The following is a 23,684-nucleotide window of genomic DNA, read 5'->3' on the forward strand; positions in this document are numbered from 1 at the left end:
TTTGCTGAATACTCAGAAAAGCGGGCTTCTAACAAACCTTACCCAAAATTATGGCTTCGCTTTTTTAATTATTATAGGGGGGATTCTTTTTTACCTTCTATTGCTTTTTAGTATTGCAGGATCTTGTCACTTACGAGAAATTGTACGACAGGTAAAAAATATTTGGCCTGTCGGGGTAATTGCTTTTACTTCTTCTTCAAGTGCTGCAACAATGCCATTTACAATTTCAGCCGTTGAAAAAAGTGTTAAAAATCGATCCTTTGCAAGTCTTATTATTCCAGCAACAACCAATATTCAGCAAATCGGAGATTGTATTGCAAACGTCTTTTTTGGGCTGCTCATCTTAAAACAATTTGGTTTTTCTTTTCCTGAAATTAATACATGGCTTCCTTTTATGACGGTATATGTGCTTGCTCGATTTACAACTGCAGGCATGATAGGGGGGGCTATTTTTATTTTAATTCCTATTTATGAAAAATATTTAGGTTTTACACCGGAAATGTCTTCTGTGCTTTTAGCCTTAAATATATTGCTTGATCCCATTATTACGTCTTCTAATGTAATGGCAAATGGTGCGTTATGTGTTATTTTTGAAAGAGTTTGGCATAAAATAAAAAACGTCTCTTTCTTCTCTAAATTTACAAAATAAAGGGGTAAATTATTATGATTCAAGCAAAAAAATTACTCTCTTACATTGCAATTAATGACGAAAACTGTCCTCAGCGTGATATCCTAATCAAACCATCTGAAGAAGTTAAATTCCCTTTATCGGTAGAAGATCAAAAAATAGTAGAATTATTAACATATCAATTTCATCATGAAGAAAATTGCGCAGGACTTGCTGCACCTCAGATTGGATTTTCAAGACGCATGGTTATTTTTAGCGTTCCTGAAGAAATTAAAAACTATCGATTTGACGTTATTGACACCATACCTGAAACGCTTCTGATTAATCCTCTTTATAAACCTTTAGGAGAGGAAACCACGCTCGATTGGGAATCATGCTTTTCTGTGAATGATTACGGAGGAGAAGTGGAAAGATTCACCCATATTTATTATGAAGGTTCAGATATAATGGGGAGAAAAGTAACCGGAGAAGCAAAAGGTTTTCTTGCACGCTTAATTCAACATGAAATAGACCATATTAATGGACGGCTCTACATTCATCTTCTAAAGCCGGATGCTCGTCAAGGGAAACTTGATGAGATCTTAACACTTCGAAAAGCTGAACTTGCTGCTAAAAAAACACTCTCTAATCTTCGCTAGACGTGAGATCTTTAATCTAGACCTTTTTCGCCTATAGAAAGAAATTTATTGCGACGATGCGCACATAATTCTGCCCCTGGAAGTGCAATATATTTACTGAGAGCAACTTCAATTGCATCGCCAGTCTTTGTAATTGCACTTAACGGTGAACGTTGAGCTCCTCCTAAAGGTTCAGGAACAATCGTTTCAATGACACCTAACTCTTTCAAATCTAAAGCTGTAAGCTTTTGAGCAGCCGCTGCGTCTTGTTTTTTATCAGCTGATCGCCATAAGATAGAGGCGCAACCTTCTGGAGAAACTACAGAATACACCGAGTGTTCAAGCATAATAACTTCATTTGCAGCCGCAAGAGCAATTGCTCCTCCGGAGCCTCCTTCACCTGTAATTGTTGCAATGACGGGAACCTCAACCGTTAACAGTGTTTCTACGCACCTTGCTATGGCTTCAGCTTGTCCTCTTTCTTCTGCTTCTTTGGCAGGATGCGCTCCTGCAGTGTCGACAAAAGTCAAAATAGGTAAATGAAATTGATTTGCTAATTCCATTAAACGTTGAGCTTTTCGATAACCTTCTGGTTTAGCCATGCCGAAATTATGTTTTATACGAGAATCCGTGTCATGACCTTTTTCTGTTCCCATCACGACAACACTCTGACCTCTAAATCGCCCAAGACCACCTATTAAAGCTTGATCTTCTCCAAATTTACGATCCCCAGAAAGCTCTATAAAATCATCGATAAGGACCCGAATAAAATCAAGTAAATGAGGCCGATCTGGGTGGCGAGCAACTTGAACCTTTTGCCAGGGGGTGAGATGTGTATAAATCTGGAGAAGTTGTTTCTTAAGCTTCTCTTCAAGATGATTAATTTCTTGAGCAATGTTCACATCACCTGCACGAGAGAGGTGACGGAGCTCATTAAGCTTTTGCTCAATCTCAATAATATTTTTTTCGAAATCTAATGAGACAATCATGATTAAAATTCCTCTTTACTAATTATGCTTTCCTAGAGATTTTTGTTGCATCTGACAAGGGGTGATGATCAAAAACTAATTTTTGTTTTTGAGTTTCCATAACATGAGTATAAATTTGGGTCGTTGAAATATCTGCATGCCCCAATAATTTTTGCACACTTAAAAGATCTGCACCATGATGGAGAAGGTGGGTAGCAAAAGCGTGTCTCATGACATGGGGAGAGATTTGATGCGGAGGAACCCCTGCCTGTAAAGCAATTTTCTTTAAAAGTTGCCCAAATCTTTGCCGGGTTAAGTGCCCTTCACGGCTTCTTGAAGGAAAAAGCCATTTTTTTCCATTCATTCCTACATCAAATGTTTTTCTTATTTTTAAATAATCTTCTAGGGTTTTAAGGGCCGAAGGAGTGAGAGGGGTTAATCTTTCTACATTACCTTTTCCTTTAATGATGAAAGCACCTGTTCCTTTTTCTTGAGCCGTTCTTAAAGCTAATAATGCTGTCTTTAATTGCAAACTCACGAGTTCTGAGACTCGCATTCCTGTAGCATAGAGAATCTCAATTAAACACGAGAGTCTACTTCGTTCTCGACTATCAAGAATATCGGTTGCTTCGATTAAAGCAAAAATTTCCTTTTCTGTAAGAGTTTTAGGAAGAAGGCGCTTTTGCTTGGGTAAATCAATTAAAAGAGTCGGATTATCCGTAATAACTTCTTCTTCAACTAAAAAATTAAAAAATTGCCTTAGTGCAGAAAGTTTCCGTGCGCGTGAGGAGGAAGTGATCGCGCGCGCTTTAAGATGAAGGAGATATCGTTGAATATCACTCTTTTTAATCTCTTCAAGTAATTTATCTTTCAAGAATACATTAAAATCTTGAATGTTACGCACATAAACTTCAAGGGTATTGAAAGCATGCCCTCGTTCAGCAGATAAACTTTCTAAAAATTGACTAAGATATTTCACTTTGTTCTTGTAAAAAGCTTATCTGTAGAAATTGATTTTGTGACTTCAGTAGAAGGAGCTGGAATTTCCCACCTAGAAAGAGCTATAATACTACCTATGAATAATATGGATAAGACGAACAATAAAATTTTGAAGGGAATATGCACTTATATTAACTCCTGCTTGTATATTTTTGCATACTATACGATAAGAGAGGAGCCTTTCGCAAAGTTTTATTCGCGAAGTGCGTCACCACAAGAATAAGGTATAAACCATGCGCACGTCGAAATTGATTATGTTACCAAAAACTCTCACTCTTGTCGGGATGATGGGAGTTGGAAAAACAAGCATCGGAAGAAAGCTTGCAAAGCAGTTAGGCGTACAATTTAAGGACTCGGATCAAGAAGTTGAAACTGCTGCGGGTCAAACAGTGGCTAATATTTTTGCTTGGTATGGCGAACAAGCGTTTCGTGATACTGAAAGACGTATTGTATCTCGTTTGTTAACAGAAGAACGTCCTCATATCTTATCAACGGGTGTTGAAGCCTTTATTATGCCTGAGACGCGTAAAATTATAAAAGAGAATTCTTATTCTGTTTGGCTTAAAGCCTCTGTTGATACTATCCTTCCAAGAGTTGAACGCCGCACACACAGGCCACAACTAGAAAAAGGTGATAAGAAAGAAATTCTTAGAAACCTTATCGAAACGTATAATCCTATTTATGCTGAAGCGGATATTCATATTGATTGTAACAATCAAGCTCCTGATTCTACTGTAGATAAAATTATAGAAGAGTTGGCTGAAAGATTTTGGAAGTGAGTGCACATCATAAACAAGATTACGAAACTCTAAAATTCCTGTATGAATTAGGGATAGATGAAGTGTTTGAATCATCTCCGACAAATAAAATGAACACTCCAGCGAGGTTCATTCCATTAAAGGAAGATAATTTGATCATTAAAAATACAAAAGTTAATGTTAATCAAATGGGTAAAACAATGGAAGTTAAAGAGAACGATTCTTTAAATTTACTCCCTCCTGCAGGATCCACAAAAGGTTTAGCCGCACAAGCGAAAACACTCCACGAATTAAGAACAATTGTTGAAAATTACAATGAATGTCCACTTAAAAAAACAGCAACGAACACTGTTTTTAGTGATGGAAATCCTCAAGCAAAGATAATGGTTATTGGAGAAGCACCCGGCGCAGATGAGGATCGGCAAGGTTTACCTTTCGTTGGATTAAGTGGCAAATTACTTGATCGCATGTTTGCTGCTATTGGTCTTGATAGAACGACTATCTATATCACCAATATTATTTTTTGGCGTCCTCCTGGCAATCGTCAACCTACATCGAGTGAAACCAATCTCTGCCTTCCTTTTGTAGAAAGGCATATCGAATTAGTTTCCCCAGATTTTTTGATCCTTGTTGGGGGAACATCAGCGAAAACGATTCTTCAAACAAATGAAGGTATTATGAAGCTTCGCGGAAAATGGCTTTCATACCAAACTTCCACGATGGTGAGACCCGTAAAGACCTTAGCTATTTTTCATCCGGCCTATTTATTGCGGGCCCCAGGCCAAAAACGTCAAGCTTGGCTTGATCTTTTAATGCTAAAGCAAGCTCTTAAAGCATCAAGTTAGACTTTATTTTCGGCGCCAACTTGTTCCCTCAGCAGAATCAAGAAGTAGAATACCATTTTCTTCAAGTATTAAACGAATTTGATCGGCCTTTTGGAAATCTTTAGCTCTTCTTGCCGTGTGACGTTGCATAATTAGTTCATCTATAGCTTCAGAATTCAAACCTTGAGGGCAATCAGATTTAAACCATGCTACAGAAGAGCATTGTAAGAATCCTAAAAAGGAGGCACTTGCTTTAAGTCTAGCTTGGATTTCTTCCTTAGCTTGGCCTTTTTCCATTTTATTCGCTTCACGCGCCAATTCATGAAGTCTTGCAATAGCAAGTGGTGTGTTAAGATCATCTTGTAAGGCTCTTAAAACATCTTGATCAGCCTCGAGTAAATTTTCTCCTTCAAATCCTTCAAGGGCTGTATAAAGTCGATTTAAAGAAGCCTTTGCTTGCATAAGGGTATCATTTGTCCAATCAAGGGGTTGACGGTAATGGGTGGAAAGAAGAGCAAACCTTATAATTTCTCCACGTGCCTGGTTAAGTAAATCTTGGATTGTTATAAAATTTCCAAGGGATTTAGACATTTTTTCGCCATTAACTAATAAAATCCCATTATGCATCCAATAACGAGCAAAAGTTCCATTCCCATGGACAGCAGTACTTTGAGCAATTTCATTTTCATGATGAGGAAAAATCAAATCTTGCCCCCCACCATGGATATCAAAATGAGTTCCAAGATGCTTAAAACTCATGGCGGAGCATTCAATATGCCATCCTGGTCGACCACGTCCCCAAGGACTTTCCCAACCTGGTTGTTCCGGTGTCGAAGGTTTCCAAAGGACGAAATCAGTTGGGTCTTTTTTATAAGGAGCAACTTCGATACGCGCTCCTGCAATTATTTCCTCACATTTACATCCGGAAAGAGCCCCATAATTTGGAAAATTAGGAACATGGAAAAGCACATGTCCATCTTGAGCATAAGCAAGCTCTTTTTGAAGTAACTGCTCAATCATTTCGATCATTTCATTTACATGTTCGGTTGCTTTTGGTTCAATTGTGGGGGAGAGATTCCCCAAAGCTGTCATATCTTCATGAAAAAATAAGGTTGTTTTGCGCGTAATTGTTTCAATGGATTCACCCGTCTGAAGTGACGTATTGATGATTTTATCATCAATATCTGTAATATTCCTAACATATGTCACATCATGAGTTGTCCGAAGTAATCTGACTAATACGTCAAATATAGTGTAGGGACGTGCATTTCCCAGGTGAGCACGATCATAAACAGTAGGGCCACAGACATATAAACCAACTTTATGGGGATGAAGGGATGTAAAAGGTTCTAATTGCCTTGTTAACGTATTATAGAGCTTAAGCATATGATGTTACGCAACCTTTCCTTGTAAACGTTTCAGAACCTTCTCACGACCAATAAGTAACAATAATTCTTTCATCTCTGGCCCATGATCTTCTCCTGTCAGAGCCTGTCTTAAAGGCATAAATAACTCTCTTCCTTTCCGGCCTGTCTTTTCTTTTATAGCTTGAGTCCAGATGGTCCAAGTTTCCGAACTCCAAGGCTCAAGAGGAAGGAATTTACAAGCTTCCTCTAAATAAGAAGCATCCTCTATTCGAGGGGTTAATTCTTGTGTGCAGATATTCCAAATATTCTTTAAATCTAAGAGCTTATTAATATTACCATGGCACGCATTCCAAAACTCTTCCTGAATGTAGTGGAGGCCTTCTTCAGCAAGACGTTCTTGAATATGATTGTAAGATTGGTGATGCAACAATCTTGTATTGATTCGGTCAAGCATAGTTTTGCTAAAGCGGGGGGCTGCTCGCCCAACGTGACTAATATCAAATTCATTAATCAATTGATCAAGAGAAAGAGTTGGGGAAATATCTTCTGATGTTCCCAATTTTGCAAGATAGCTAGCGAGAGCACAAGCTTCATATCCTTCTTCTTGTAATTGGCGTAAGCTAAGACTGCCAATTCTTTTCGAAAGGCTTTCCCCTTGTTCGCCAAGCAAGTATTGAACATGACCAAAAATAAAATCCTTAGAATCAGCACCCAGAGCTTCGATAAGTTGAAGCTGAATTGCCGTATTCGTAATATGGTCTTCTCCCCGAATAATATGTGTGATGCCAAAATCAATGTCGTCCACAACTGAAGACAAAGTATATACGGGTGAATTATCTTCTCGAATTAAAATAGGATCACTTAAATTTTTTCCGTCAAAGCTAATGTCACCTCGAATCAGATCTTTCCAAGAAATTTCTTCTGCTATTAATTTTAAGCGCCAATGTGGTTTACGTCCTTCCTTTAGGAAACGATCATGTTCTTCCGACGTCAAATTTAAGGCTGCGCGATCATAGATGGGTGGTTGTCCTTGAGATAAAAGACGGCGACGCTTGAACTCAAGTTCTTCAGGTGTTTCATAGCATGCATATAGTCGCCCTGATGCTTTCAAAGCCTCGGCAGCTTTCTCATATTCTTGCAAGCGTTTTGATTGCCATTCAATACGATCATAGGTAAGCCCTAGCCATTTTAAATCTTCATAAATGGCTTGTTCATATTGTTGTTCTGATCGCGCCAGATCAGTATCATCCAATCTTAAGATAAAAGTAGCTTTATTTTTTCTTGCAAATAACCAGTTAATCAGAGCCGTACGCGCGTTGCCAATATGCAACAATCCTGTAGGGCTTGGGGCAAATCGTAAAATGGGTTGAGACATTAAAAAATTCTTTCCTTTTTATAGATTAATGTGACTTTATCAGATATTCTTCTTCCTGCCTAGCATTGTAATGTGTTGCGTAAATACAACAGAAAAAAATTTCACAAGAAAAAATCTTTCCTTATAGTTGACCTAATGAGTTTGACATAACATCATAGCTATATTCGAAAGGTTAGGTCTTTTGGATATTATTTAAAACAACCTTATATGAGGATAAACATGAAAAAATTAGCACTTATGCTTGCAAGCGCTGCAGCTCTTACATCTGTTGCAAATGCTGCTGTTGAAGGTAAAAACTTCACAGGTTTCTACGTTGGTGGTCAACTTGGTTATGGTTCAGGTAAAGTAAAACAAACAGCTAGTTCAGATCTCGGAACTAGTGGTGTTGTTGGTGGACTCCACGTTGGTTTTGGTAAAGAATTCAATAACAGACTTTTTCTTGGTCTTGAAGCATTTGGTAACCTCAGCAATACGGAAGGTAAATTAAATGCTAGTGGTGACAAGTACAGAAGAAGAAATGAATTCGGCGCAGCAATCGTTCCAGGTTTTGTTTGTGGCAATGCACTTCTTTATGTAACTGCAGGTATTTCTTCAGCTACTTGGAAAACAACAGGTCATTCAAAGCGCGTAACAGGTTTCGTACCAGGTCTTGGCGTTGCATTCAAGACATCTGACCGCGTAACAGTTGGCGTTCAAGGAACTCAAGCGCTTTACAAGAAGCACGCTGGGCTTAAGGCAAGAACAACAGACGTAACAGGCCGCATTAGCTATACATTCTAGTCTAAACGACCTCAACGTCATGAGAAACCGCGCCTTTTGGCGCGGTTTTTTCATGCATTAATTAGAATATAAGCGATCTAATTAGGTTTTAATTAAACCAACTTTATATCTTGAGTAAAATCTTCTGCAATAATTTATGAAATGTGAATTATATTTGGTGGAGCCAAGGGGGATCGAACCCCTGACCTCTACAATGCCATTGTAGCGCTCTCCCAGCTGAGCTATGGCCCCTTTATTTGCTGCAAAACTACGAATATTTCAAAGAAGTTGCAAGCATTATTTAGACTTTAATGCTCTTATGAGAGCAAAGCGTTTAATTTTGTTTGCAATTCAGAAAATACAATTGGTTTCGTTAGAAAATCTACGGCCCCTGCGGAAAGAGCAACAGAACGACTTTCTTGATCTCCATAGGCAGATAAGATTAATACTTTTACATCTGAATACTGATGCTTAAGGCGGCGTAAAAGTTCAAGGCCATTCATTTCAGGCATATTAAGGTCTGTCAAAACGAGTTTAACATCAGGATTCTTTTCTATGAGTTCTAAAGCTGCTGCTCCATGGCGAGCAAAAATAAAGCTATAAATTCCGTCTCTAATTTCTTTGCGAAATCCCTGTTGAATAAGAATATCGAGATCTGGTTCGTCATCTACCATCAAAATTTTATGCATTCTTATGTGTCTTCTTTTCTATTTATATGAAAAAGTGTAGCATAAAACATAAATTTAATACAAAAAAGATGAATATGAGCACAATTGTAGAATTTTGGGGGGTTCGTGGTTCCATTCCTGTGAGTTCACCTCTGTATACCTATTTTGGAGGGCACACAAGTTGTGTCAGTGTTACTCATGATCAGAATATCTTTATTTTTGACGCAGGAACAGGACTGAGAGATTTAGGTAAGAAGCTAAAAGAAAAAAATATAAATCAAGCGACACTTATTCTATCACACATGCATTTTGATCATATCCTTGGCCTTCCATTTTTTGAACCTATTTGGGATTCTAATTTTCAGCTGACCCTTTTATCTTCTCATTGTTATGAAAAAGAGGGGATAAAAGAATTTCTAAAGAATTATATCTTTAATGATCTTCTCTTTCCTGTGAAATTAGATCAAGTTTCTGCAAAAATTAATTATATTGATTGTCCACCCAGTGAAAATTTAACGTTTTTCGAAGATTATCATCTTAAAATTGCTCCTCTTAATCATCCTGGTGGCGGATATGGATATCAATTACGTTGCCCCTCAGGATCTTCAATCGCTTATATCAGCGATACAGAACACACGCCAGGTGATGATGATCTTGAAGTCCTAAAACTCATGCAAGGAGCAGACCTGGTTATTTACGATGCGATGTATACAGAAGAACAATTTTCCCAAAAAAGAGGGTGGGGGCATTCAACTTGGGCAGAAGGTCTTAGGCTCGCTCAAAAAGCTCAAGCAAAAAGACTTGCGCTTTATCATCATAATCCTAATCATACGGATGATATTCTTTTAAAAATTGAAGAAGATGCAAAAAAAATTTGGTCATCTTGTTTCATGGCACGCCAAGGAATGGAAATCTTTCTTCCCTAGGCAATGATTCTTTTCAAGAGGGGAACTCTAAACAGCCATTTTTCAGTTAGTAGCCAAGAACCTCCTAATCCAAGGAAAGCAATAAGTGCAATTTTGAAGGTCTGAGGCAGCTCAATACCAATAAGTAAATATTGAAGCCAGATGACCATGGCTTCATGTGTTAAAAAGATGCCGTAACAACTCTGTGCAAGTGATCGCCAAACAGGATGCTCTTTATTAAAATAGCGGTAGAAAAGAGCTAATAAAGTTAACACCTGAAAAAGACATAAAATTCCATGAAAAGTTGTTCGAATTAAGATAGCAGGCGCATGATCTTTTATTAATTGCAATCCGTGCTGTTCTAAAAACTCAGGCATATCTTTCCATGAGCCGCCCAAACCAAAAAAGTCATGGAAAGCGTGGCGGATTACGTCACTATAAGCTCCTTCATGCGTGAAAGTAAGAGAATATCCCACATAGGCTAGAGTTGATATACCCATTATACTTGCCCACAAAGGAAGTCGATCGGAAAGACGTTTCCAAAAAAAACGATTCTCTAAAAGGCCTGACTGACTAAAGCCTGCGCCAAGCATAAAGTATAAAAAGTATAATAAGAATCGGGCGCCTTGAAGATAAAAAATGCCCCAACCAATCCACCAAGGTGCACCCCACGTCAAATCACTGATGCCTAAAATAAGTGCACTCAATAAAATAAGAAATATAAAACCAATTTGAGGTCGATTTGTGAGTATGTGAACAAAGCGCCCCCATTTCGTCATGAGACCAGGAATCGCATTAAGAGCAACTAAAATTATGCTATATAAAAACATCCCGTACATAACCCATAGAGGGCCTGCTTGTAATTTTTTGCCACTTAAGAAAATATTAAGCCAATAGTCAAAGTAGCCAATCTCGGGATCTATTGTAAGAGTATAGCGAGGATAGGTTAGTAAAGGCACTATTAATGGAATACAAAGGATAAAAGGAATCCCTAATTTTATAAAACGTCGACCAAGATAAGATTGAAAACCATGTTTTTTTAGAGAAGGTAACACCCAAAGACCCGTAATAAAGAAAAGCATTGGCATAATAATGCTTTGATCAAAAAGATAGAAAGCATCCCAGATTTCACTACGATCATGATCTTGAATAAACCAAAATTGTCCCCAATTTTGGGCATAAGCGTGAAGAGAATGATCAATTGCCATGAGCGCAAAAATAAATCCTCGCAGATAATCGATGAAGATATAACGCTGTTCTTGCATCAAACTTTCCCTCTCTTGCTATAAAATACGCTTAAAACCTGGAAGGCGTAGAAGAATCTTATTTACAATTAACCAAGACATAAAGAGGACACCAAAACCAGACACGATGAAACGGACGATAAGAGGGGCTTCTCCGCCATAAAAGAACCAATGCAACCAAACAACAAAAGGTTCATGAATGATATAAATGCCGTAAGATGCCGCAGCAAATGAAGCCCATTGCAAACTTCCTTTATTCAGAAAACGATAAAAAATAGCTGAATAGGTAATTAATTGAGAACAAATAAAAATCCCTAATAATGTTGTTCGTACTAAAATTTTGGGAGCATGGTCAAAGAAAACAGGCCAAAAGCCACTTAAAATTTCAGACCATTCTGCATTATAAGCTCGTTGTTCGGTAACATAATAACGAATATAATCGCTATACGCGCCGTCATCAAAAAATCCTAATGTATAACTAATATAACAAACAGCAATTCCAATGGTAAATAGGGCCCATTTTTGCCAATTCTGACTAAGTTTTTCCCAGAAAACTTTATTGTCGAGAATCGCAATTTGCGAAAATCCTGCGCCAAGAAAAAAATAGAAAGCCTTAAGAATAAAACGTGAGCCTCGAACATAAAAGAATTTATAATCTGCCCACCAACCAATCCACCAAGGCGCACCCCAAATAAGGTCGCTAACGCTTAAAATAAAGGCACTACTAAGGCAAAAAACAGCAAATCCTCTCAATGGTTTTTCAATAAGCCAGGTAGAAAATCGACTAAGCAACGTAAAAATCTTGGGAACGAGAGCATATAAGATAACTGTAATCATACTTAAAAGAACAAGATAATATAAAAACCAAAAAGGCCCTGCTTGTAAACGATGAACCCAAACTTCTGTGACGTATTGCCAGTATCCGATACTCGGATTCTCATTCAAAACGTATCGAGGATAAGAAAGAAGAGGGCTAATGAGGGGAAGTCCAACGCTGTAAGGAATCACGAGCCGTAAAAAACGTTCCTTTGCAAAGCTTAAATATCCTCTGCGCTGGAGGGACGGGAGGATAAAAAGTCCTGCCAAAAAGAAGAGCGAGGGCATCATAAAACTATCATTATGCAGATGAAAAATATCAAAAATAATGCTGTGTTCAAAATCTGGAAAAAACCAGAACTTAGAGTAATATTCTGTATAAGCATGGCAGGCGTGATCTAACACCACAAGTGCCACGAGAAATCCTCTCAAATAATCTACGAAAACATGTCTTTGAGCGTGTTGCATTCTTGTATAACTCCCTCATTCGTACACACAAGAATAACGTGTTATAATTAAAGAATAAACAGAAAAGTAAAAAGACGTCTTTTTAAGATATTTTACGCTTTAAGGTATCATTTTTATGTAAGAGTTAGGCAGAAAAATCTATAATCTACCTAACTCTTTGAGAGGTTAAAAATTTAAAATAGAAGCTGGTTTTTTTTTAATTTGTGTTCCAAAATGCTTCAAGCCAGCATCCAATAATGGAAGAAAAATCTCGAAGATATTATCTGGAAGATCTCCAATCAAAGTGAGTTTTTCTAAAGATTTACAAGAAATTAAGGTTCTAGCTAATAAAGATAAATCACCTGTTTCTGATAAAATTAAATTTTTTAACATGGGTAATGAAACAATATGATCCTCTAAAAAAGACTCCGTAACAAATGGGCATCCTGATAAATTAAGTGTTGTAAGGGTGGTAAAGGTGGAAAAATTAGTAGGGTCTATCTCGAAATAACAATCTTTTATATTCAGGACTTCTAATCTAGAAAATAAGGGAAGAATATTCCAGACTGCCAGTCAAACATAATTCCGGAAACATCGAGAGCTTTAAGATTAGGGAGGTTAGAAAGTCTGGCAGGTAGATATTCTAATGAACCGTTTAGGGATAAGTTTAAACTCGTTATGTTTGAAGCTTGCATAATTTCATCTTGTACCTCTGGATTCAAGGAATTCTTTGATAAATTGAGATCTTCAAGAGCCCTAAATTGTGCAAAAAAACCTTGCGGCACAGATCGTAAAGAGCAAGAATTAAATACTAATCTTGTTATTTGTGGTGGAAACGAAATTAGGTTTCGTTCTAAGAGTAAAGAAAGGGCTTTATTTCCTGAAAACTTAATCGTTCTTAAATTTACTAATGATGAAACATCAAAATTTGATTCTGGATTTAAAGTTCCAGTTATTTCTAAAAAATTAAGATTCAAAAAAGATGGTATGATTTGAGCTAGGCTAAGCTTTCTCATTTCTGGTTCAAGCAATATTTTCAAGCTTTGAGCAACATTGGTTAAATGTCTTCTTAGAATGGAATCCCCTGTCATATAAAGTCTCATAATATCTTTGCTTGAGAGATATTCATTCACAATAGGATTTAAGATGTCTAAAGGAGTTTGTGCCAAAGAAGAATAATGGACTTTTGATGACGAAGCTCCCTCGGTATCATCAAAATGCTCTGTAGCTAAACATGGAAATAGGCCATAAATATTCAATAATATGGCAGCTAATAAAAACTTAATCTTCATTTAAATAGGTTCCTAAAAAGGTTCCTAAAATTAATTTTTTCTAATCATGTAGCTTATATAAAACTAATATAGGATATTTTTTATTTTTGTCAATATTTTGGCAAAATATTTCCACAAAAAGAATGTTTAGACATTAATTTTTCTGATTTTTTAATAGAGTTCAAACTATTTCACAGGAAAATCAAAATACGTATCTGGAAAAGGCTCATCTTTTAACGTGAAGTGCCACCATTCTTTCGTGTAGGGCTTAAAATCACAAGATTCCATCACTTCTTTAAGATAGGTTCGTCGATTAAAATATATCTCGTTTATAAGGTTATTTTGATAATGAGATACTTCATCTAATAAATCAAATGAAGATCCCATATCCACTGTTCCATCATCTAGAAAAAGGATCTCAACATTTTCATTTAAAATCCGTGGAGTAGGGGTTGCTTTTTTAAGATTTTCGTTCTCATGAATGAGAGTAAGATCAACTGTACTTCCGCGTGAGTGCCCGGATCTTTTAGAAAGATACCCCAGGTCAAAAACATCAGATTTAGTAATGCGAGGATAAAACAAAGCTTTCATTGTTTGATCTGTTGTATCTTCACTCCATCGTACAAAATGATTCACCGCTGTTTGAGGGCGATAAGTGTCATAAACAACAATTGAATAACCATCTTTTCTGAATATTGCTTGTGCTTTGCATAAAGCTTCTGCAGCATTTTCTGTCATAATGATGCGCTCAGCAAAATAACCTTCTATTGGTTTTCCAACAAAATTATCATGACTGTAATATCTCAATGAAAATTGGATACTGGGATCTATTTCATCAAGATAGACAAAACCTTGAGGCAAAAATTTATCTAAAGCCATACCACAAAAACATACCTTTCTTTGACACACCTAAACAACTCGCAATAAAAGAGGTAGACCAAACTTTTTTTAGGAGAGGTTGCTAAGAAAAGTTCTTCAAATTCTTTTATTACCTTACCTTTTTATTGTAACAAAAATATCGTATTTTTGCAAGATTTTTGCTTCAAATTAAGGCCAAAAATGTTACATTTTATACTTTAAAAATCAAAAACTTATATCCATTTTTTTGCTTTTTCAGTTGCCTTCATTAAAGCTTTCAAAATTTCAGGATCTGAGGCTGAATGCCCACCCAATTGAATAAGGTTAAATTCAGCTTCCGGCCATTCTTTAATCAAGTCAAACGCCGATATAATAGGGCAGATAATGTCATAACGACCATGAACAATGATGCAAGGTAAATGACGAATTTTATGAATATCACGCAAAAGTTGGTTATCTTCTAAGAAGATATTATTTGAAAAATAATGCACTTCTGAACGTGCAAGGCCAATAGCAGCTATTTCATCGGTACAAATGGTCTCTATTTCTTCAAGGGTGGGATTCAACATAGATTGACTCAATTCATAGCGAAAATATTCTTTGCAAGCAGGCAAATAGACTTCAGAGTCTGAATCTAAAACTCGTTTCCTATAAGCGGCTAATAAATCTTCTCTTTCTGCAATAGGAATATAATTTGCAAAGCGTTCCCAGATTTCTGGAAAAACATTCTTCATACCATTGAAAAACCAGTTAATTTCTTGAGGACGGCATAGGAAAATCCCTCTTAAGATTAAGCCTATACATCTCGTTGGATGATCTTCTGCATAAGCAAGAGCGAGCGTGCTTCCCCATGATCCCCCAAAAAGGATCCATTTGTCGATATCTAATAAAACTCTTAACTTCTCCATATCTTTAATAAGAAGAGGTGTCGTATTATTCTTCATCTCTCCAAGAGGGCGAGACCTGCCAGCTCCCCTTTGATCGAAAACGATGATTCGGTAGTAAGCGGGATCAAAGAATTGCCGACTTTTTGGCGAAGAGCCATAACCTGGTCCACCATGAAGAAAAATAACTGGGATTCCTTGTGGATTTCCAGATTGTTCCCAATAGAGGGTGTGAATTTCATCGACCTGCAACATTCCGGAGTCATAAGATTCAAGAGGAGGAAATAAAGTCTGCATTTAATACCTTTTCTTTCATATTAAAAGGCAAGATTAAGGTGAAAATGAGAAGAGATCAAATAGGTTTTTAGAGTCAAATATTTTAACGTTTTTAAGATATTTGAATTATATAAAGATCAGCTTTTAAGAATCTATACTTGAATTATTCAATAAGAAAATTTTACTCTAAATATATTTGTTTGAAAATGGTTGAGATGAATCATTGAAATTATAAAGAATTAATATTGCACAAGCTATTCGCTAAGTTTTAGAAGAATTTTTCATTAGTTTCTCGTTGTAGATGGGCCTTTTTTACTTCTAATAAATGAGCTTCTATAGGAATCTATATCATGACCATTCGCTAAAATAGTCGCTTTTCTAGAAAGAGGCATTTTTCCCAATATTCTTTTTTCTCCATTGTTACTTCTTATAGATGTAGTATCTTCTGTAGAAATCCATTTCGTTTCTTTTTCTTCTTGAATTTCCTCAACTTTATTAGATGCAAAACAGTTTAGAGATCCCATAGATATCATGGTTAATAGGAGTAAGTGGCAGGCAGTTGTATTTATCATTTTTATTATAATTTTATTTATTTTTATTTATTTTTATTTATTTTTATTTATTTTTATTTATTTACAATAAATTATGAAGATTAAAAAAAAGCTAATAATCCACAAAAATTCCATAAAATATTTAAGAATATTCTTTGTGAGTTTCTTTATTAAAAAAGAAAAAGGGAGACGATCATCTTCGCGTTGAATTTCTGGGGATGGTGATAATAAAGACTTACATTATCAGTAAAAGAGAAGAGAGGGGAGTAACAATAATTAGATAAATAAAGAGAGTCACCTAAGTGACTCTCTTTATGAGACTTTATTATTGATCTTCAGAAGGTTCTTTTTCCTTCCGACGTGGAGGTTTAGAAGAGCTAGGATCAGTAAGAACTGTATAGGTTGGCTCATCTGTATCAGGTGGAAGGTCTACATAAGGTTGTTGCAAGTCTTGATAAACTGATAGCTCTTGCCCATAAACTTGACCGCTGCTCTCTCCAGAAGACGGAAAATCTTTATAATAAGCATCTCCATCTTCATTTATTTTCTCGTATTGAGCAGGTTTAGGTGTGTGATAATAGAGTTCTGCAGTATCCACTTCATCAGGATGTTCTTGCTTGTAAGCATCCAAAAGAGCTTGATCAAACTGTCTAAATAGCTCTTCGCCTGATTCTGTCGGAAGAAGTTTTTCGAGTGCTTTCTGAGCTAGGGTCGTTGTCTGTTTTTCTGTAGGACTAAGAGCTGTTAAATCTCGAATCACTTTTAGAAGTTTATCATTCACAACACCATCTAACTCTATAAAAGCTTCATCGAGGCCCTTAGTATACATTTCTTCTGACCAAGTCTCAATCATTGAAGTAGGGATGCCGGTTCCTTTCTTTCTTTGATCAAATAGTTTTTGAAATGGGTGCTTACCAAGAAACATCTCTAGAATAGTAAGACCTGCCGCAAAATCATCTGCTTTATGGCCAGAGAAAGTTGCTTTAAGATCCCCTTTAAATGCACTAGGATTCTTTTTCTTTGCTGAAAGATAGCGTAAATGCTCTAGACGTTTTGGAGAAAAATATCTAAAATCACCAAGGCCACCAGACAAAAATGTTTTTTGAACTGCACATCCTAGGTCAGCGTCCCAGACCTCTCCACTCCAACTCAAGAGTAAATTAGAAAGCTTAAAGTCAAGGTGGGAAACCCCATTATTATGCATATTCATTAATCCATCGATAAAGCAGTAAGCAACATACGTCACAATTTTTTCTTTAAGTTCTGCATCTTTCAATAAAGAAAGTCGATCGCGTAAAATCTCGCCATCTCCAAAGCTTGCTAAAGGTGTAAATTGTAAGAGTAAATCTTCATTTTTACCTTTAGCATTACCAAAGGCTAGCTTTAAGAGTTCAGAACTTGCCGCCTTATCCGTAGCAGGTGTATAATGTAAATAATTCAGTAAAGGAAGGACGTGAAGTTGTCCAGCAAGACGATGCTGCATTGTTCCTTCACGCAAAGAGCTTTTCACTTTATCATTACCCGGAACTATTTTTACAGCGACATAATTTTGTGTTGAAATGTCGCGTGCAATTCGTACTTGCCCAAAACTCCCCCCACCTATAATAAGATCCATGACGGGTTCTTCTTCTGAATTCGGCTGTTTAACATCTGGCTTAAATTCCATTTTAAGGCCAGTTGCCTTAACGATCTCATCAAGCTTTTCCTTTGTAACTTTGAAAACTAAATTGTATTGATTCTCTGCGAGCGTGCCTGTCACAACGATACCTGAAAGAAGACCTCTATCAGTCGCGTTAAAGTTTTCTCTCGTAATTACTGTGCGAAGTGGCGTTGAGTCTGTGGGAGGCGCGGCATTATAGCTATTATTCTTTTTACCTTTATTCTTGAGGCCACAACCAACACCTACAATAGCAGCTGTCAGTAAAGCTGCTCCGCCAACGCCAACGCCAATTCCGATTTTGGCCCCATCACTTAAACCGGAAGATTTTGGTGGCGTTCCCGGCGTTGTTGGGGACGTTGGATCTGTCGGTGTTGGTCCTGTTGGCGTTGTTGGGTTTGGTGGGAATATCGTAATCCCCACTCCAGGAACAACATAGTAAGAAGTCGATGTCCCCGATGAATTTTGTGTTGTTCTGACTACATATCCTAATTCTGAATTTGCAGGATCAGGATTATAGATCCAAATCTTGTCAATTTGATTCAGGGGGGAGGTCCCACGAAGAGTGCTCATCGGGATTGAGAGTGTTGAGTTTGTGCGCGTTGCTGTACTTAAAGAAGGATTCCACGTATAGCTCATCAATGTTTCAAGAACATTCCCACTGCCAGCTTGGTAAGTCCCTTCGGTATAATTCGTGCCCTGTAAAAGATTACGGGAAAGAGTAACCACCGAATTAGGCTGGGTCGCATAAACATATAATGCTGTTGTGAAGCCAGAGTTTTGAGCAAACTGAGAGCTACACGCCAAAGGACTTACTCCAGAACCTTCGAGGCAATTTTTGACGGCTAAAAAGTTGCTAGAGGTTGAAAAACCAATGTCATCAAAATATTGAGAGACCGGGCGACGATTTAAACCATCTGTTCCTGCAACATCGCCATTATAGAAAATGCGGCTTACAAGGTTCTCAACGCTTTCAACCGGAAGAAGGCCGTTAGGATTAACATTATTCACAGGGGTCGTTGTTAGAAGATCTGGATAAATAGGATTTGTCGGCGACGTTATAATACCCTCTCTGACAACCATTGGTGTCCCTCCAAAAGGGCGATCCACGATAACACCATACACAAAGGATGTATCATTGAGAGGTTGAAGGGCCAAAATCATACGCTCACTATTGGGGATTTGCCCGTAATAGGAAGGCTCTATAGGACCTGTACGTACGTAAGAGCTGATGGTTTGTCGAGAAGAATCGCTATAGGTCGTTAGATTAAAAGCAATACGATCATATTGACTACTAGATTTAGGAGCATCTTGCATCCCCAAAGGAGAATTAGTGTCAAAATACGTAGTAAATGTTACATTTCCCCCAGAAAAAGAACCTGTACGCGATGTAATAATCTCTCCATAAAATTGAGAACTCATCGAACCTAGTCTACCAAGAGTATCAACTATACTACTTGCTCTATTTGCCTGAAGAATTTTATCGGTGATGATCTGTTGAAAATAAGGATTGTTCTTGATGGTTGCAATCTCAGTATTAAATTCAATGGGAACACCAAACGAAGATTCACACGTCCCATAATTAAATTCTGTTGTTGAGCAATATCCATCTAAATCAATAGGCCTTGCAGCCTTCGCCATCGGAATTCTAGAAAGCATAGAAACTGTCGCAAAGGCGCTACTGGATACAAGTAAAAGCGTAAAACCCGTTCCTATACGCTCAGGTGTAAACCAAGAGGATGCTACTCGAGGTTTTCCAAAGTTCATGCCTAAAGAGCTTAACGTCTCAAGAGAAGATTCACTTAATCTTCCATCATCACGTTTGGTATAAAGAGTTTTAATCTTCTCTTTAAGAACAGGAAGATTTTCTGCGGTTCTTTCAAGGCTAAGGATGTTAGACAGACTATTCATCAAAAGATGCCCTTGATCAAATAAATTTCCATCATAAAAATCTTGATCTAGCGTTGTGCCTCGAGCCTTGGTGTATATATCTCCTATACGGTTTCTATAGTCAGGATTAGAGAGCGCTTTGCGCATTGCTTGCACATCTTGTAATTCTAAATATGAATCGGTCTCTTGTGCCAATTCTTTTAATAAAAATAATAATCCTGTATCAAGATTTTCGGCAAGTTTCTGATCTTCATTTCGAATAAATGAAACCTTTTCTCTTAAAGATTTTTCGGTCTTAAGTTTTTTATAATAGGCGTCAAAACCTTGATCGTGCGCCGATGCATATTCGCTTCTTCTCTCATACATCGCCATGAAAAGATTTTTTATGTGTTTGGCATTTTCTTGGGCGACATGGCCTACGAGTTGATCCCATTCTGTTTCCCAAGTTTTGTTAACTTCTTGAGAAGAGGGGGCTGTAAATGAAGGGAGCCAAGAAGAAAGAAATTGTTTTGCGCGACCAAAGAAACTTACAGATTCCTTGGATGTTGATTTCGATTTTACGATCAGAGCAGATTCTGATGAGTTTTGTTGAGTTGTTGGATATGTCGCTTGAAGTGGCTGAAAAGAAATGATGGAAGCAAGTAGCACGAGAACTTTAGTAGACCGCATTAATTAAACCCCTATAAATTTTGTCTATTTGAGCAACAATACGACTAAAAAACTCATTTTTGCAATCTTTTTTTAACTCCTTTAAAATTATTTTATTTTTATCGTTTTAGGAAAAGATCTTTCAAATACCTTTTTAAGCCTTCTTATTTTATTAATTTATTCCACTTGCCACTTACCTATATCATTGAATCATATCTAATATCTTAATTTAGCATTAGTCATTTTACTTAAGGCTTCGTAATATGATCTCTAGAACCAGTGAATCTCTTTCTCCCCCTAATTTCACTGGTTCTATAAATCTCTTCTTTTAATTTCATGATAAGAATTTTGCGCTAAATATTTTCAAATATTTCAGGGGCTTTTGCTTAAAAATTTACCTTTAAAAATTAATTTTTTCTTTTAAATACAATCCATAATTTAAAAATTATTAACAAATTAAACTTTATTTAATTAAAATTTTAAGCTATGAGGGAAATGCATATGTCATAGAATTTTATTGCGCTTCTCAAATAATAAAATATGTGAAAAAACTCCAGCTCTAGTTAATAAACCTATGGCATAAGATTATACGCTATATTACTTTTTTCAATGGAGATAGTTTATGAAAAAGATTAATATTTTACCATCTCGTCTTTATCCCTCAATGACAATGACGTTTGTAAAGATAATTAGGTAATTATAAATTATGAAGCTCCTATATTCAAACTCTGGTAAAGATGATTATATAAGGCTAAAATTCTTTTAGATCTTATTTTTCTTTTATCAAATATAAACTGCAAATCTAATATGGGAGCTTCTAAAGAGGGTAACACATTAATTAACTTAGATTGATGAAGACGAATCCATTCTTCTGGAAATTGTAAAATACCATATCCTAGATGCGCAGCTGTAAGAAGTGCTCCTTGTGAAGGAATTTCAAAAAAAGGTTTTCTAGGGCTATCTGAATTGTTCCCAACATAGAGTAACCAATTAAGCGAATAACTAAATGATAAATTTTTTTGTTTATCTAAGCTAAAGGCTAAAAGACGATGATGATCCAAATCTGCTGGATTTTGAGGCGTCCCAAATTTTTGTAAATATTCATTACTCGCCCAGAGCTTATGTTTATGTGTTAAAAGGTGTTTTTGTTCTAATTCAGGACGATAAGGAATATAGCCTCGTATAGCAACATCAGCTCCTTCAATATCAAAATCTCGTGTTACAGTTTTTATTTCTAGATGAATTTTGGGATATTCTTCCATAAATGGTAACAAATGAGAAGTCAATTCCGTCTCTGCAAGGTAAGGAGTTGTAATAATCCTAATTTCTCCTTTCATCTCTTCATCTTTGTCATGGAAACTTCTCAGAAACACTTCATGTTCTTGGACTATTTTCTGAGCGTAGTGGAATAGTTTTTCACCTTGAGGTGTTAATTTTAAACCCCGTGCATGTCTTTCAAAGAGTTGCGCTTGGGCATAATATTCAAGTGTTTGTAAGGTGCGACTTAAGGAAGATTGGCTTGTATTTAAAAGGTGAGCGGCCTTTGTAAGACTGCCTTCTTTAGCAATCACATAAAATGTTTTTAAATGTGCGAGATCCATAGTGCCTCCACTTTCACTATTGTCTATTAGTTCTATTAATATAAGGACTTTATCTGACATATCAATAGTTGATAGATTTACTATTTGATTTAAAAAGGAAAAAATCTATAAAATTTAAAAAGATGGGCTATAATAGTTGAGATATGCTTGTATGCATATCTCCTATATCAAATTAGAAATAGTCATACCCCGAAACATTTTAGTAAGATTAAAATATTCCGAAGTTGTTTCAAATGGCAATTCAGGAATAAAAAAAGAATCGGTTACCCCTTTCTCCCCCCTATAAACAACCGATTCTTCTTTTCCCTGATTTCACTGGTTCTATAAATCTCTTCTTTTAATTTCATGATAAGAATTTTGCGCTAAATATTTTCAAATATTTCAAGGGATTTTGCTTGAAATTTTACCTCTAAAGATTAATTTTTTCTTTTCAATACAAGCCATAATTTAAAACTTATTAACAAATTAAACTTTATTTAATTAAAATTTTAAGCTATGACGGAAATGCATAGAGAGCAAGACTTTATCGTGCTTCTCAATCAATAAAAAACATGAAATAACCGTCCCTTGAGCATATTAAAGTTGCTTAAAAGCATTATTTTACAACCATATATTGAAAGTCATTTATCATGAAAAAAACTACTCTTACAAATATCACCCCTTATCCAATGCTTTGTGTATCAATTGTAAAAATAAATTAAACTCGTAGCATTATTGAGAAGAAATTTCACAAAGAGATTTTTTATTTTACGTAAATGCTAAAAGATGACCTTTTAGTTGTAAAGGTCATCTTTTAATAATTTGTCTTCTAGATAGTCCATAAATAAATTTATTCTTTTAAGATTTTTCGTTTTTGAGGGATATATACCATATACATCTATAATAGGCCCTGTTGTTTCTTTTAATATATTTAAGAGCTGATTATTTTCATTTCTGAATTTTATTAATACTGAGGGCATTTGAATAATACCTAAACCTTTTTTAGCGCAAGCTATCAATCCTTCTTGTGAATTTACGACAAGATATGGCTCTCTTGTTTTATGAATATCTGACCCTACTTCTAGAATCCAATAAGTATTTGCAAGAGAATTAAATTGTGCTCGCTCAAAAACAAGTAAACGATGATGATCAAGGTCTTCCGGTTTTTCTGGGATGCCAAATTCTTTCAAATAATCAGGACTTGCCCATAATTTATAGTTTCCAGCTAAGACTCTTCTTTGTACAAGATTAGGATGGAGATCAATGCGTGTCCGAATAAGAATATCTGCTTTTTCAAGATCTCTTTCTAAATTAGTCAAAGAACTATTGATATCTAATTTGATTCCTGGGTACTTTTTTAAAAAACCAGGAATAATTTCTGGTAACCAGATAGAAACCATCCCGGGTGTTGTGAGAATTTTTAACTCACCTTCGGTTTCATTAAAATCATTCAGAAGGGAGTGTTTGAAGACTTCGTGTTCTTGGACTACTTTTTGAGCATAGTGGAATACTTTTTCACCCTGAGATGTTAATTTTAAACCGCGAGCATGTCTTTCAAAGAGCTGTGCTTTTGCGTAATATTCAAGCGTTTGCAAAGTCCGGCTTAAAGAAGATTGGCTTGTATGTAAAAGATGAGCGGCCCTTGTAAGGCTGCCTTCTTTGGCAATAATATAAAACGTTTTTAAATGTGCGAG

General features: G+C 36.3%; 21 protein-coding genes and 1 tRNA gene. 6 read left to right on the forward strand and 16 right to left on the reverse strand.

Features of this window, described 5'->3' with window-relative positions; translation table 11 throughout:
- Together J0H12_06230 and J0H12_06235 are read left to right on the forward strand one after the other, a co-directional pair.
- Positions 1 to 649, forward strand: a 649-nt coding sequence (locus J0H12_06230) for a cation:dicarboxylase symporter family transporter (GenBank protein MBN9413500.1), incomplete at its 5' end; no start/stop codon positions are given.
- A 14-nt stretch (positions 650 to 663) separates the two neighbouring features.
- Positions 664 to 1,266 carry a peptide deformylase gene (locus J0H12_06235; GenBank protein MBN9413501.1) on the forward strand — a complete coding sequence of 201 codons (603 nt, stop codon included), beginning with the start codon at positions 664 to 666 and terminating at the stop codon, positions 1,264 to 1,266.
- Positions 1,267 to 1,277: 11 nt separating this feature from the next.
- Here J0H12_06235 and J0H12_06240 read toward each other — a convergent pair whose 3' ends face one another.
- Both J0H12_06240 and J0H12_06245 read right to left on the reverse strand, forming a co-directional pair.
- Positions 1,278 to 2,234: an acetyl-CoA carboxylase carboxyltransferase subunit alpha gene (locus J0H12_06240; GenBank protein MBN9413502.1), complete on the reverse strand. Its 957-nt coding sequence runs from the start codon at positions 2,232 to 2,234 to the stop codon at positions 1,278 to 1,280.
- 22 nt (positions 2,235 to 2,256) lie between these two features.
- Positions 2,257 to 3,192 carry a tyrosine recombinase gene (locus tag J0H12_06245; GenBank protein MBN9413503.1) on the reverse strand — a complete coding sequence of 312 codons (936 nt, stop codon included), beginning with the start codon at positions 3,190 to 3,192 and terminating at the stop codon, positions 2,257 to 2,259.
- Positions 3,193 to 3,445: 253 nt separating this feature from the next.
- Between J0H12_06245 and J0H12_06250 the strand changes: the two genes are divergently transcribed.
- Together J0H12_06250 and J0H12_06255 are read left to right on the forward strand one after the other, a co-directional pair.
- Complete coding sequence (locus J0H12_06250) at positions 3,446 to 3,991, forward strand: shikimate kinase (GenBank protein ID MBN9413504.1); 546 nt, start codon at positions 3,446 to 3,448, stop codon at positions 3,989 to 3,991.
- A gap of 89 nt (positions 3,992 to 4,080) precedes the next feature.
- Complete coding sequence (locus tag J0H12_06255; protein MBN9413505.1) at positions 4,081 to 4,815, forward strand: uracil-DNA glycosylase; 735 nt, start codon at positions 4,081 to 4,083, stop codon at positions 4,813 to 4,815.
- Between the two features lie 3 nt (positions 4,816 to 4,818).
- Here the strand turns inward: J0H12_06255 and J0H12_06260 are convergent, their stop codons facing one another.
- Together J0H12_06260 and J0H12_06265 are read right to left on the reverse strand one after the other, a co-directional pair.
- Positions 4,819 to 6,180, reverse strand: coding sequence for a cysteine--tRNA ligase (locus tag J0H12_06260; GenBank protein ID MBN9413506.1), 1,362 nt, complete (start codon positions 6,178 to 6,180; stop codon positions 4,819 to 4,821).
- A 6-nt stretch (positions 6,181 to 6,186) separates the two neighbouring features.
- Positions 6,187 to 7,536, reverse strand: a complete 1,350-nt coding sequence (locus tag J0H12_06265; GenBank protein ID MBN9413507.1) for a glutamate--tRNA ligase — start codon at positions 7,534 to 7,536, stop codon at positions 6,187 to 6,189.
- Positions 7,537 to 7,755: 219 nt separating this feature from the next.
- Between J0H12_06265 and J0H12_06270 the strand changes: the two genes are divergently transcribed.
- Positions 7,756 to 8,316: an outer membrane beta-barrel protein gene (locus J0H12_06270; GenBank protein ID MBN9413508.1), complete on the forward strand. Its 561-nt coding sequence runs from the start codon at positions 7,756 to 7,758 to the stop codon at positions 8,314 to 8,316.
- A gap of 155 nt (positions 8,317 to 8,471) precedes the next feature.
- Here J0H12_06270 and J0H12_06275 read toward each other — a convergent pair.
- Together J0H12_06275 and J0H12_06280 are read right to left on the reverse strand one after the other, a co-directional pair.
- Positions 8,472 to 8,547, reverse strand: a tRNA-Ala gene (locus J0H12_06275).
- A gap of 65 nt (positions 8,548 to 8,612) precedes the next feature.
- On the reverse strand, positions 8,613 to 8,984 hold the full coding sequence (locus J0H12_06280; GenBank protein ID MBN9413509.1) for a response regulator: 372 nt from the start codon (positions 8,982 to 8,984) through the stop codon (positions 8,613 to 8,615).
- A 74-nt stretch (positions 8,985 to 9,058) separates the two neighbouring features.
- Here J0H12_06280 and J0H12_06285 point away from each other — a divergent pair, with 74 nt between their 5' ends.
- Positions 9,059 to 9,889, forward strand: coding sequence for an MBL fold metallo-hydrolase (locus tag J0H12_06285; protein MBN9413510.1), 831 nt, complete (start codon positions 9,059 to 9,061; stop codon positions 9,887 to 9,889).
- On the opposite strand, the gene J0H12_06290 is transcribed toward J0H12_06285, so the two are convergent.
- The 10 genes from J0H12_06290 to J0H12_06335 form a co-directional block, all read right to left on the reverse strand.
- Positions 9,886 to 11,133 (reverse strand): acyltransferase family protein, encoded by a 1,248-nt coding sequence (locus J0H12_06290; protein ID MBN9413511.1) that lies wholly within the window; start codon positions 11,131 to 11,133, stop codon positions 9,886 to 9,888. The two genes, J0H12_06285 and J0H12_06290, sit on opposite strands and share 4 nt — an antisense overlap.
- Before the next feature lie 18 nt (positions 11,134 to 11,151).
- A complete protein-coding gene (locus tag J0H12_06295; GenBank protein MBN9413512.1) occupies positions 11,152 to 12,396 on the reverse strand; it encodes an acyltransferase family protein in 1,245 nt (414 codons plus the stop codon).
- Positions 12,397 to 12,561: 165 nt separating this feature from the next.
- Positions 12,562 to 12,768, reverse strand: a complete 207-nt coding sequence (locus J0H12_06300; GenBank protein MBN9413513.1) for a hypothetical protein — start codon at positions 12,766 to 12,768, stop codon at positions 12,562 to 12,564.
- Between the two features lie 140 nt (positions 12,769 to 12,908).
- Positions 12,909 to 13,667, reverse strand: coding sequence for a hypothetical protein (locus J0H12_06305; protein ID MBN9413514.1), 759 nt, complete (start codon positions 13,665 to 13,667; stop codon positions 12,909 to 12,911).
- A 165-nt stretch (positions 13,668 to 13,832) separates the two neighbouring features.
- Positions 13,833 to 14,525, reverse strand: coding sequence for a M15 family metallopeptidase (locus J0H12_06310; protein MBN9413515.1), 693 nt, complete (start codon positions 14,523 to 14,525; stop codon positions 13,833 to 13,835).
- 212 nt (positions 14,526 to 14,737) lie between these two features.
- The gene (gene pip, locus J0H12_06315) at positions 14,738 to 15,685 is read right to left on the reverse strand and encodes a prolyl aminopeptidase (protein MBN9413516.1); all 948 of its coding nucleotides are present in this window, start codon (positions 15,683 to 15,685) and stop codon (positions 14,738 to 14,740) included.
- 263 nt (positions 15,686 to 15,948) lie between these two features.
- Positions 15,949 to 16,236, reverse strand: coding sequence for a hypothetical protein (locus J0H12_06320; protein ID MBN9413517.1), 288 nt, complete (start codon positions 16,234 to 16,236; stop codon positions 15,949 to 15,951).
- 304 nt (positions 16,237 to 16,540) lie between these two features.
- Positions 16,541 to 20,431, reverse strand: a complete 3,891-nt coding sequence (locus tag J0H12_06325; GenBank protein MBN9413518.1) for a hypothetical protein — start codon at positions 20,429 to 20,431, stop codon at positions 16,541 to 16,543.
- Between the two features lie 683 nt (positions 20,432 to 21,114).
- Positions 21,115 to 22,011, reverse strand: coding sequence for a LysR family transcriptional regulator (locus J0H12_06330; GenBank protein MBN9413519.1), 897 nt, complete (start codon positions 22,009 to 22,011; stop codon positions 21,115 to 21,117).
- Positions 22,012 to 22,784: 773 nt separating this feature from the next.
- The coding region (locus tag J0H12_06335) for a LysR family transcriptional regulator (protein MBN9413520.1) at positions 22,785 to 23,684 on the reverse strand (900 nt) is incomplete at its 5' end.

The organism is Candidatus Paracaedimonas acanthamoebae (assembly GCA_017307065.1).
In the GTDB taxonomy this organism is placed as follows: Bacteria; Pseudomonadota; Alphaproteobacteria; order Caedimonadales; family Caedimonadaceae; genus Paracaedimonas; species Paracaedimonas acanthamoebae_A.